Origin of the sequence: Formosa sp. A9, assembly GCF_051200825.1 — a bacterium.
GTDB lineage: Bacteria > Bacteroidota > Bacteroidia > Flavobacteriales > Flavobacteriaceae > Formosa.
This window is the reverse complement of sequence record NZ_CP195158.1, coordinates 3,813,282-3,825,370: the sequence shown is the minus strand read 5'-3', so window position 1 is coordinate 3,825,370 and position 12,089 is coordinate 3,813,282. Positions and strand designations below refer to the sequence as shown.

Here is a 12,089-nt window from a genome sequence, read left to right as displayed (position 1 = left end):
TACTAATAAGGCTTTCTGTTAATAATTAAGGTTCTTTTTTCGGATAAACTGACTTCAAAATAAAAAGAACCATCGCTCACTTTGGTTGTGTTATCTTGCTGTTTTGGGGTAAATTTAAAAACTTCGTCTTTCGTTTTTATAAGTATAGCTTCTTCGTTAAACAAACTGTTAAAATTTTTGTATTGCGATACGCTATTGGGTTGTATTGGGCCGTAAACTTGGATAATTTTATCGGTTTTAATTTCGGCACGTTCTATAATATACGGGGTATTATTTTTTATAGCAGCTTGTAATTCATCAATATCATTATTAGCATTTTCTTCAATCCGATCGCCAATTTCATCAGTAATAATAGAGCAGGATAGTAGTGTTACATTTAAACACAACAGTGTAAACCATACTGCATATTTATATGTTATAGCAAAAGGTTTATTCATATTTTAATCTTGAACAATAATGTCTTTAGGATCTACTTTATTAAACTCTGGCTGAATATTAACATGATTAATACCAAAATCGTTATGTAATACGTGCTCTACCTGAGATAGGATGGTATTAAATTCGGTTAAACTAATGTTTTCCTTAAAATCTAAATGCGCTTCTAAATGCAATTCGTCGTCATTTAAATTCCAAATATGTACGTGGTGTAATCGGTTTACTTTCGGAATTTGATGAACAGCTCTTACAACATCTTTTATATTAATATGCGAAGGGGTAAACAACATAATCATGCGTGTAGAGGTTTTAAGTAAATCGTATCCCACCCAAATAAGATATAATCCGATTAAAAAAGTTAAAACACTATCTACCCAATACAGCTGAAAATACTTCATTAACAATCCGCCTATTAAAACTGCCACACTAGCCATCATATCTGTTAATAGGTGTAAATAAGCGCTTTTCATGTTTAAGTTTTGATCTGCATCCTTTTTTAAAAGCAATACACTAAAACCGTTAGCTAAAATACCTAATAAAGATAATCCTATAACTAAATTAGACTGTATTATTTGTGGTTCCTGAAAACGTTTAACGGCTTCAATTATTAACAATACAGCTATAATAATTAAGGTTGCAGCATTTACAAAAGCTGCTAAAATTTCGGCACGTTTATACCCAAATGTACGATCTATCGAGGCTTTTTGCTTTGCTAATTTATTGGCTACATAACTTACAATTAAAGAAATAACATCGGTTAGGTTATGAAGCGCATCGCTTAGCAAAGACAAACTTCCAGAAATCAGCCCACCAACTGCCTGACTTACTGTAATAAGTAAATTTAAAAATATAGAAATAACCAGATTTCTACCCTTTAAATCGGTGTGTTCATGGTGATGGTGGGAATGGCTCATTTAGCAACTCACGGCTATTTTATTAACGCGATTTTGATGACGCCCGCCTTCAAATTCGGTATTTAAAAAAGCATCTACCATTTCTATAGCTTGTTCTAAAGCAGTAAATCGGGCAGGAATACTCAAAACATTTGCATTATTATGTTCTCTGGCAAGTACAACAATTTCTTTGGTCCAACATAAAGCCGATCGCACCGCTTGGTGTTTATTGGCTGTCATATTTGCGCCATTACCACTACCGCAAATAATAATGCCAAAATCGGCAGTTTTTTCGGTAACATCAGTTGCTACTGGATGTACAAAATCTGGATAATCTACACTAGAGGTTTCGTCTGTACCGTAGTTTTTAACCGTATATCCTTTAGCTTCTAAATGTTTTACTATAGCAAATTTGTAAGCTGTTCCGGCGTGATCATTTCCAATTGAAATTTTCATAATCTAATTAAAGGTATATAATTCGTTAATTGCCATTAACTATGGCCTTGTTTATAAACTGTAAAGGTACAAAATGGCTCTTAATAATACAGTTAAAAGCCTCATAATTACCTATGTTAACTCATTTTCAAAAGGTTAGGTTTTACAATAGTTTTACCTTAACTAAACAATGAAGTAAAACACTGTTTATAATTTTTAAAATAGTATTAATTAATTGTTAATATCTATTGATTACTTTTTGAAACTTTTATTTTTAAATCTCAATTATTTTTACAACCAAATCTTTAACAATACACTCCAAAAATTTTAGCCATTTTATTTAGAAAAGTTTTTAGACCAAAATAAAACGCTATACACATCAAATTTCAAAATTATTATTAAAAATAACTTGTAAAATACAGTTATTAACAATTGTTAACAGTAATATACAAATAGTTTAATTTTAAGCTATTAAATACATAATAACCTGTTTATTTTATCACCATAAAGTGTAAACAATAACTAATCAAAATAAAACCTAAAAAAGTTATACCAGTTATTAACAAACCATAATAAACAGTATTTTATTTTAAATTTTTAAAAAAGAAAAATAGATAATTATATAATATGTGAATAACTGCATTTGAAAACGAAATTGAATAAACTTCTTATTAAAGAAACATTCATTTAGTTTTTATAATGTAGCTTTGTTACAATAGAAAAGTAGATTATGACAAGAAAGCGAAAAAAGAAAGCTTCTAAAGGAATTTCTAATCTCTCCAAAACGATTTTAAATATTCTAAGAAAGGAACGCAATAAAACCTTTAACTATAAACAAATTGCTGCTAATTTAAATGTAAACGATGCTAGTAGCAGAAATCAAATTATAAAAAAACTGCATGCTCTTGCAGCTAAAAAAGACATAGAAGAAGTAGAACGCGGTAAATTTAAAGCCGTTATTAACACCGAGTATTATACAGGCATTTTAGATTTAACCTCTAAAAGTGCTGGTTACGTTATTTCGGATGCTTTTGAAGACGATATATACATAGCTTCTAATAATATAAATAAAGCCTTACATGGCGACGAAGTAGAATTATACGTTTATAAACGCCGTAAAAGAGGCCGATTAGAAGGTGAAATTACAGGCATTATTAAACGTGCTAAAAGTGAGTATGTTGGTGTAATTCAGTTACATAAAAATTACGCATTTGTTGTGGTTGATGGCAATAAAATGTATAAAGACATTTTTATACCTATTAACAAAACAGCGCAGGCAGAAGATGGCGATAAAGTATTGGTTGCTCTAGAAGATTGGCCAGATAATGCCGATTCGCCTTACGGAAAAGTGCTAAAAGTATTGGGTAAACCTGGCGAACACCAAACCGAAATACATGCTATTTTAGCCGATTATGGTTTGCCATACGAGTTTCCTAATGAGGTTGAAGATTATGCCAATGCTATAGATACCAGTATTACTGCAGACGAAATAAAAAAACGTCGCGATATGCGTAAGGTACTCACCTTTACAATAGATCCTAAAGATGCTAAAGATTTTGATGATGCGTTGTCGTTTGAAGTTTTAGATAATGGCAATTTTGAAATTGGTATCCATATTGCCGATGTATCGCATTATGTGCAAGAAGGTACAATTTTAGACGATGAGGCTTACGAGCGTGCCACATCGGTATATTTAGTAGATCGCGTTGTACCTATGCTGCCAGAAATACTTTCTAACAACGCATGTTCCTTGCGTCCGCACGAAGAAAAATATACTTTTTCTGCTGTTTTTGAATTAAATAATAAAGCCGAAGTTTTAAACCAATGGTTTGGTAGAACAGTAACGTATAGCGATGCACGTTTTGCTTACGAAGAAGCTCAGGCTATTATCGAAACGAAAAGCAATAGTATTCCGCAAGATGTATCGTTAACAGGAGAAGCTTATTTGGCCGATCAAGCGATTGCCGATGCCATTTTAAAATTAGACGAATTGGCCAAAAAAATGCGTTCTAAGCGTATGCGTTCTGGAGCTATTTCTTTTGATAAAGTAGAAGTTAAATTCGATTTAGATCAAGAAAATAACCCTGTAGGAGTATTTTTTAAAACTAGCAAAGATGCCAATAAATTAATCGAAGAATTTATGCTTTTGGCAAATAAAAAAGTGGCCGAATTTGTTGGTAAAAAACGTCCAGAAAAAACGTTTATTTACCGAGTACACGACGAGCCAGACGAAACTAAATTATACGCTTTACAAAATGTAGTGTCTAAATTTGGTTATAAACTGAATTTAAAAGATCGAAAAAGTACAACCGCCTCGTTAAACTCTTTATTAACCGATGTTGTAGGTAAAAAAGAGCAAAATTTAGTAGATACTCTAGCAATTAGAACCATGAGTAAAGCCGAATATACCACCCAAAATATTGGGCATTATGGGTTGGCATTCGATTATTACAGTCATTTTACATCACCTATTCGTCGTTATCCCGATGTAATGGCACACCGTTTGTTACAGCAATATTTAGATGGCGGAAAATCGGCCAACGAAAGTATTTACGAAGAGAAATGTAAACATTCCAGTAATATGGAATATTTAGCCACAAAAGCCGAACGCGATTCTATTAAATACATGCAAATACGTTTTATGCAAGATCATGAAAACGAAGAATTTGTAGGTGTTATTTCTGGCGTTACAGATTGGGGGATTTACGTAGAAATCATTTCTAATAAATGCGAGGGTATGGTTAGAATTCGAGATATTAAAGACGATTATTACGAATTCGACGAAAGTCAGTACGCTATTATAGGCCGAGAAACTAAAAATATGTATCAGTTAGGAGACGAAGTTGTTGTAACTGTAAAAGAAACCGATTTAGTTAAAAAGCATCTCGATTTTAATTTAATAGGCAAACATCATTAATTATTTTTTATAGGTATTATGAAATATTACATACTGTTTTTAACAGCTTTTTTATCATTCAATAGTCAAGCACAAGAGGTTATCGAAAAAAGTATAGGCGATTTTACAGAATTAAAAGTTTACGATTTAATACAAGTAGAATTAATAAAATCTGATAAAAATGCGGTAGCTATTTCTGGAAATAATTCTAGTAAAGTTGAAACTTTAAATAAAAATGGCACTTTAAAAGTAAGAATGAGTATAGACAATAGCTTTAATGGCGAAAAAACTAAAGTTAAAGTCTATTATAAAGCTTTAGAAGTTATAGATGTTAACGAAGGTGCCTCTGTAACTTCAGGCGATACTATAGAGCAGTTTGAAATTGATTTAAGAGCTCAGGAGGGTGGTACTATAGAAATACCAGTAAAAGTATCGTATGCCGTAATAAAGTCGATTACAGGTGGCGAAATTACTACCAGCGGGCAAGCAAAAACCGAACAGATTACCATTTACACAGGTGGTATTTATAATGGCGAGGATTTAGAATCTGAAACTGTAAATGTTAGTATACATGCTGCTGGCGAAGCTCACGTAAGAGCTTCAAAATTAATGGATATTGTTATTCGTGCAGGTGGCGATGTGTATGTGTATGGTAATCCAGAAACGGTTAACGAAAATAAAGTCTTGGGCGGACGTATTCTTAGAGTAGACTAAATCGCTTAAGTTTTCATAAATTTGCGAAAAGATTTCGCTTTTTATGTACGAAGATATTTTACGTGCCATCCCGTTTGGAATTTTATTATCCTTTACCATTGGTCCAGTGTTTTTTGTGTTATTGGAAACCAGTGTTACTAAAGGCTTTAAGAGTGCGCTTATCTTCGATTTGGGTGTTATTGTTGCCGACATATTTTTTATACTTGTCGCTTTTTACAGTACAAGCCGATTGTTAGATAAAATAAAAGACGATCCTAATTTTTTTATTTTCGGAGGGGTTTTATTACTGGTTTACGGTTTAATTTCTTTTATAAAAACCCAAAAATCATTCAGGTCTATAGTTAGAGAATATCATCGGGTAGACATTCAAAAAAAATATGGTAAGCTGTTTATAAAAGGATTTTTGCTAAATTTTATAAATATTGGGGTGCTTTTAGGTTGGCTTAGTTTTATTATTATAGGCAATTCTATGACCGATAATGAGTTTGGAGTGCATGTGTTTTTAGCCACGATTTTAACAGTTTATTTTATTGTTGACATTTTTAAAATGTTAGCTGCAAAATCTTTAAAAAATAAACTAACACCACGTATTATTTTTAAGACTAAAAAAATAGTGTCTTTAGTCATTTTAGGGTTTGGAATATTATTGTTAATACAAGGATTTTTTCCAAAAGAAAAGAAATTGATTAAGGAAAAATTAGAGCAGTTTAATCCTATTACAGCTAAATATTAGGCATAAAAAAACCTTCAAGATTTCTTGAAGGTTTTAAGAGGCGTCGAGCGGATTCGAACCGCTGTACAAGGTTTTGCAGACCTCTGCCTAGCCACTCGGCCACGACGCCCTATTAACGGTAGCGCAAATGTAAAAAAAATATATAGTTATTTACAACCTACTTCCACTTTTTTCTTTTTTCGGTCATTTTAATGGTTACCATTTCTACGTCGCCACCAATGGGAGGGTTTAATTTACTGACACTTACAGTAGCCTTTTCTACTTTTTTGTTTTCGTTTAAAATACGCTCTAAAATGCGTTTGGCAACCGTTTCTAATAAGTACGATGGTTTTTTCATTTCTTCGCGTACAATACGGTTTAAAAACACGTAGTCTACGGTATCGTGCAAAGCATCGGTTTTGGCAGATGTCTGTAAATTGGTTTTTATAATTAAATCTACACGATAATCGCTACCAATTTTAGTTTCTTCACTTAAACAGCCATGATTGGCGAAAATTCTAATATTTTCAACTTTAATAACTCCCATAATCTTAAAATGAATCTTTACAAAGGTAATTTTGGACCGATAAAAGTAATCAATATCTCTCATATTTATAGAAAGGCTTAGGATATTTCATTAATTTTGCGCTTTATTTAAAGCGGTATTTTATAACTTATGTCTGAAGAAACTAAATCACTCAATTTTATTGAACATATTGTAGAAAACGATTTAAAATCCGAATTATCGAAAGACGATTTAAGATTTCGTTTTCCACCAGAACCTAATGGTTATTTACACATTGGGCATACCAAAGCTATAGGTATTAGTTTTGGATTAGGGGAGCGGTATAATGCTCCAGTAAATCTTCGTTTTGACGATACGAACCCTGTAAAAGAAGAACAAGAATATGTAGATGCTATTAAACGCGATGTGTCGTGGTTGGGGTATTCGTGGGATAAAGAAGTGTATTCTTCAGATTACTTTCAGCAATTGTTCGACTGGGCGGTATTATTAATACAAGATGGTAAAGCTTATGTCGATTCGCAATCGTCTGAAGCTATGGCCGAGCAAAAAGGAACACCGACTAAACCAGGTGTAGATGGTCCTTACAGAGATAGAACGATTGAAGAAAATTTAGATTTGTTCAACCGCATGAAAGCTGGCGAATTTAACGAAGGCGAACATGTTTTACGTGCTAAAATAGATATGGCGCATACCAATATGTTAATGCGCGACCCTATTATGTACCGTATTTTAAAGAAAACACATCATCGTACAGGTAACGATTGGTGCATTTACCCAATGTACGATTGGACACATGGTGAAAGCGATTATATCGAGCAAGTGTCGCATTCTTTATGTTCGTTAGAGTTTAAACCGCACCGCGAGTTATACAACTGGTTTAAGCATCAAGTACATCAATATTCAGCGAGTGAATATCCGTTAATACCAAAACAACGGGAATTTGCGCGTTTAAATTTAAGTTATACCATAATGAGCAAACGTAAGTTGCTACAATTGGTAGACGAAAATGTAGTATCTGGTTGGGACGACCCAAGAATGCCAACAATTTCTGGTTTACGACGTCGTGGTTACACACCGGTATCCATTAGAAAATTTGTGGAAACTGTTGGTGTTGCCAAGCGTGATAATGTGATTGATGTATCGCTTTTAGAATTTTGTATTCGCGAAGATTTAAATAAAACTGCACCGCGTGTTATGGCGGTTTTAGATCCTGTTAAGTTAGTAATTACAAACTATCCTGAGGATAAAGTAGAATGGTTAGAGGCAGAAAATAATCAAGAAGATGATAGTGCTGGATTTAGACAAGTGCCATTTTCTAAAGTACTTTACATAGAGCGTGAGGATTTTAAAGAACAAGCTAATAGTAAGTATTTCCGTTTAACTTTAGGTAAAGAAGTGCGTTTAAAAAATGCGTATATAATTAAAGGTGAAAGCGTTATTAAAAACGAAAACGGAACGATTACAGAAATTCATTGTACTTACGATCCCGATACTTTAAGTGGTAGTGGTACCGAAGCCAGTTTACGAAAAGTAAAAGGCACTTTGCATTGGGTATCGGTAGCGCATGCTGTAGAAGCCGAAGTGAGGGAATACGACAGATTGTTTTTAGACGAAGCTCCAGATAGCCATGCCGATAAAAGTTTTATGGAATTTTTAAATCCGAATTCTTTAAAAATGCTAACTGCTTATGTAGAACCAAGTTTGAAAGAAGCTCAAATAGGCGATAGATTTCAATTTCAAAGATTAGGGTATTTTAATGTTGACAATGATTCTAAACCAGAGCAATTAATATTTAATAAAACTGTTGGTTTACGCGATTCTTGGGCTAAAGAAAAACCAAAACCGCAAACTCAACAAAATCAATCGGCCAAAGCTAAAGCCAATATTCCGCAGCGTAAAGCAATTGATGTTATTCAGCAATTAGGTAAAAAATACACGAATTTACCAGAAGCTAAACAATTAAAGGTAAAAGCCGAAATTTTAGAATTGGCTAAAGATGTTTCTTACGACGAGTTAGAGCCATTATTTGGTACAGCGGCAAAAAAGGTAGGAACACGTATAGCTGCTACCTTAGTTTTACAAGTACTGTTAAACAATGGTTTAGAGCGTAACCCTGCGATTTCCGAATTTATAGAAAAAGGCATTACAGATACTAATGCTATTTTAGCAGCTGTAGCTTCAGAACTTTAAAAAAATACTTTTTATAATTTTTAATAACCCCTTAAATACACGTTTAAGGGGTTATTTTTTTGTCAATGTTTTACTGTATATCAGTTTTTATTACCTTTAAATAATTCGAGTAATTTTAAGTCGTAGCATGCAATTAAGAACCTTAATTTTAATTATTATAAACAGTTTGATTTTTTTAGTCATTCTCATGCTATCCATCACTTTTTACAATCAATTTTCTAAAGTTTTAGACGATAGAATTTTATTGCAGTTAAATTCTATAAAAACCCTGAAACAAATTCAGGTAGAAAATTTAATAACAACAGAATGGCAACAATTTTTAAATCAGAATGATACAGTTACCGATACTTTAAATTTTGAAGTTCCAGAAACCATATTAAAAACCTCAGGTATTTACGATTTTACACCCTACAATACCAACAGGCGAAGTGCTATAGGTTTTGTATGGCATAGAGATACCTTAACTAAAGTAGGACTAATGGATCACGATAAAATAAAGGATATTTTGTTAGAACGTGCAGGTATGGGTAATAGTGGAGAATCATATATAGTTGGCGAAGATTTTAAGATGCGGTCGCAATCGCGATTCTTTCCAGACAAAATACCCTCGACCATAAATGTTAAAACTAAAGGTGTTGTAGAAGCCTTATCGGGTACTGTGGGGCGTGGTGTTTTTAAAGATTATCGCGGTGTAGAAGTCTATAGCGTTTACAGCCCAATTAGTATGTCTCATTTAAAATTAGCGATACTTTCTGAAATAGATACCAGCGAAGTTATGGCGCCTTTAGAACAGTTACAATTGCGTTTATTAGGACTAATTTTTTTAATAATGATTGTTGCTATTATATTATCACTTTTCTTAACCAATATTATTACCAACCCAATTCACAATATGCGAAAAAGCCTAAAAATTATGGCTGCGGGCGATTATAATCAAACGAATACTTTTGGTAAAAACTCCAATGAAATTAAAGAAATGTTTGAAGCCCTCGATTTGCTTAAAAAGTCGTTACAAGGTGCGGTAACCTTTTCTAGAGAATTGGGTAAAATGGATCTTAATTCTAATTATGTTCCGAAAGGCGAAAACGATGTGTTAGGAAAAAGCCTTATAAAAATGCGGGATAAATTGATTGAATTTAGAAATAAAGAAAATATAAACAGAATTAATACTAAAAGACAATTAGTAGATGGCCTAGAAAACGAAAGACACCGATTGTCGCGCGAACTACACGATGGTATAGGGCCCTTGTTAACATCTTTAAAATTTTATGTAGAAAATAAAGTTCACGATAAAGACAAAAAGCAGGATATGATTAAAATTATAGATACTACAATTTCAGAAATTCGGTTAATGTCTAACGCTTTAATGCCTTCAACTTTAGAAGATTTTGGCATTGGTGTGGCCTTAACCAATTTTGTAGAAAGTATTAAAAAAACATCTGGAATTTCTATAATATTTGAAGATTTAACACAAGATAGCCATAGTAAAATCACTAAAAATCAAGCTATTAATTTATTTAGAATAGGGCAAGAGTTGGTTAATAATGCTTTAAAACACGCTAAAGCCAATACCATAAGGATTTCGTTATCCGAATTCGATGATTTTATTTCCCTTTTTTATTTTGATGATGGTATAGGTTTCGATTTAAAACACGTAAAGTTAGGTTCTGGTATTATTAACATTAAAGAGCGTGTAGAAATGTGTAATGGCCAAATACAAATACAATCTAAACCAGGCAGTACAACAGTAGAAATAGAATTACCCATAGAATTATGAATAAAATAAAAGTTATAATAGCAGACGATCACGAACTGTTTAGAAATGGTTTAAAAGAACTATTAATAAAACACGACGATATAGAAGTGGTAGATATGGTAGGCGATGGTAATCAGTTTATAAACGCAATTCAATCCATACCCGATGTAAATATTGTTTTACTAGATCTTACCATGCCAAATATGGATGGTTTTGAAGTGCTAAAAACTTTAAAAGACTATAATACCAATATAAAACCTATTATCATTTCTATGCATAACGATGGCAATTACATTGCTAAAAGTGCAAAAGCAGGTGCTTACGGTTACTTGTTAAAAAATACCGATGAAGACGAGTTAATTAAGGTTATTCGACTGGTAAGTCAAAACAAGAAATACTTTAGTCCTAATATAGCCGAGAAGATGATTAATTTTATGTCTGAACATAAGGTAAGCGAAAACATATTATCTAATAAAGAAAAAGAGGTTTTAGGTTTAATATCCGAAGGGCTTACAACTAAAGAAATTGCTGCTAAATTATTTGTAAGTACCAGAACTATAGAAACCCACAGAGCAAATGTTTTAAAAAAGTTAGAAGTAAAAAATACAGCTGAGCTTATAAAAAAGGCGACACAAATTAATTTAATTTAAGTCAGGCATCCGTATTTATACGGATATAAATTACGTGATTTTTGTTAACCGCAAAAGCATGGTATTGTGTTTAATTTTGTAGAGAACAAATTAAACATATATAATTATGAAAAACATAGCCTTAATCTTAGCTCTAGTATTTATAGCATCTACAGCAGCTTTTGCACAAGACAGAAGCGAATTAACAGGGCCAGCATATAAAAATTATAAACCTGGAAAAAGCGATAGTAAACCTACATTAGTGTACGCAGTATCTAACAAAAAAGAGTTAACAGGTCCAGCTTATAAAAACCAGAAGCCTTGGAAAAATACTTCAGAAAAAACATATTCAACCATAGCATTTGGTTCTGAGCGTTCTAAATTAAGCGGTCATGAATATAAAAACTATAAGCCATGGAAGAATACAAATAACGAAATTGTACAAGACACTACTGTTATTTATGTAGCTTCAGACGATTAATAAAAAAGATGAATTAGTAGTAAATAAATTTTCAATATCTTGATAATACCCCTTAAAACACAGTTTTAAGGGGTATTTAGTTTACATCTTATTAGATAAGAAATTAAAAGCTAACCGCAGTACCCGAAGCTGTTACCATAAGCATGCCTCCATTTGGTCCAACTGTTTCGTAGTCTAAATCTACGCCTACTATAGCATCGGCGCCCATTTTTTGGGCACGGTATTTCATTTCTTCTAAAGCCGAGTCTTTCGCTTCTCGTAATACTTTTTCGTAAGAACTGGATCGGCCACCAACAACATCGCGAATGCCTGCAAAAAAGTCTTTTATAAAATTGGCACCAATAATGGTCTCGCCAGTTACTATACCTAAATAATTAGATATTTTATGGGTTTCTAGTGTGGGTGTGGTTGTAATAATCATG

12 protein-coding genes and 1 tRNA gene are annotated in these 12,089 nt (G+C 32.6%); 7 read left to right on the top strand and 6 right to left on the bottom strand.

The features are described 5' to 3' along the window. Positions 1-2: 2 nt before the first annotated feature. From ACR9EA_RS16820 to rpiB, 3 genes are read right to left on the bottom strand one after another with little or no spacing between them, the layout of a single operon-like run. A complete protein-coding gene (locus tag ACR9EA_RS16820) occupies positions 3-437 on the bottom strand; it encodes a hypothetical protein (protein ID WP_435135640.1) in 435 nt (144 codons plus the stop codon). Positions 438-440: 3 nt separating this feature from the next. Further along, positions 441-1,349: a cation diffusion facilitator family transporter gene (locus tag ACR9EA_RS16815; protein WP_435135638.1), complete on the bottom strand. Its 909-nt coding sequence runs from the start codon at positions 1,347-1,349 to the stop codon at positions 441-443. Further along, a complete protein-coding gene (gene rpiB, locus ACR9EA_RS16810) occupies positions 1,350-1,784 on the bottom strand; it encodes a ribose 5-phosphate isomerase B (RefSeq protein WP_435135636.1) in 435 nt (144 codons plus the stop codon). A gap of 709 nt (positions 1,785-2,493) precedes the next feature. Between rpiB and rnr the strand changes: the two genes are divergently transcribed. The 3 genes from rnr to ACR9EA_RS16795 are packed head-to-tail and all read left to right on the top strand — an operon-like array spanning position 2,494 to position 6,106. Then, a complete protein-coding gene (gene rnr / locus ACR9EA_RS16805; RefSeq protein ID WP_435135634.1) occupies positions 2,494-4,680 on the top strand; it encodes a ribonuclease R in 2,187 nt (728 codons plus the stop codon). A gap of 18 nt (positions 4,681-4,698) precedes the next feature. Further along, positions 4,699-5,373, top strand: coding sequence for a head GIN domain-containing protein (locus ACR9EA_RS16800; RefSeq protein ID WP_435135632.1), 675 nt, complete (start codon positions 4,699-4,701; stop codon positions 5,371-5,373). A 43-nt stretch (positions 5,374-5,416) separates the two neighbouring features. After that, entirely contained in the window at positions 5,417-6,106 is a 690-nt protein-coding gene (locus tag ACR9EA_RS16795) for a LysE family translocator (protein WP_435135630.1), read from the top strand. A gap of 38 nt (positions 6,107-6,144) precedes the next feature. On the opposite strand, the gene ACR9EA_RS16790 is transcribed toward ACR9EA_RS16795, so the two are convergent. Further along, positions 6,145-6,215, bottom strand: a tRNA-Cys gene (locus ACR9EA_RS16790). 48 nt (positions 6,216-6,263) lie between these two features. Beyond that, the gene (gene folB, locus ACR9EA_RS16785; protein ID WP_435135628.1) at positions 6,264-6,632 is read right to left on the bottom strand and encodes a dihydroneopterin aldolase; all 369 of its coding nucleotides are present in this window, start codon (positions 6,630-6,632) and stop codon (positions 6,264-6,266) included. A 129-nt stretch (positions 6,633-6,761) separates the two neighbouring features. Between folB and ACR9EA_RS16780 the strand changes: the two genes are divergently transcribed. From ACR9EA_RS16780 to ACR9EA_RS16765, 4 genes are all read left to right on the top strand, one after another. Then, positions 6,762-8,801 (top strand): glutamine--tRNA ligase/YqeY domain fusion protein, encoded by a 2,040-nt coding sequence (locus tag ACR9EA_RS16780; protein WP_435135626.1) that lies wholly within the window; start codon positions 6,762-6,764, stop codon positions 8,799-8,801. A gap of 127 nt (positions 8,802-8,928) precedes the next feature. Beyond that, positions 8,929-10,578 (top strand): ATP-binding protein, encoded by a 1,650-nt coding sequence (locus ACR9EA_RS16775; RefSeq protein ID WP_435135624.1) that lies wholly within the window; start codon positions 8,929-8,931, stop codon positions 10,576-10,578. Then, positions 10,575-11,207 carry a response regulator gene (locus tag ACR9EA_RS16770; protein ID WP_435135622.1) on the top strand — a complete coding sequence of 211 codons (633 nt, stop codon included), beginning with the start codon at positions 10,575-10,577 and terminating at the stop codon, positions 11,205-11,207. The genes ACR9EA_RS16775 and ACR9EA_RS16770 overlap by 4 nt, the downstream gene beginning before the upstream one ends. Before the next feature lie 106 nt (positions 11,208-11,313). Beyond that, positions 11,314-11,667, top strand: a complete 354-nt coding sequence (locus tag ACR9EA_RS16765) for a hypothetical protein (protein ID WP_435135620.1) — start codon at positions 11,314-11,316, stop codon at positions 11,665-11,667. Positions 11,668-11,770: 103 nt separating this feature from the next. Here the strand turns inward: ACR9EA_RS16765 and ACR9EA_RS16760 are convergent, their stop codons facing one another. Beyond that, on the bottom strand, positions 11,771-12,088 hold the full coding sequence (locus ACR9EA_RS16760) for a heavy metal-binding domain-containing protein (protein ID WP_435135618.1): 318 nt from the start codon (positions 12,086-12,088) through the stop codon (positions 11,771-11,773). Position 12,089 lies beyond the last annotated feature (1 nt).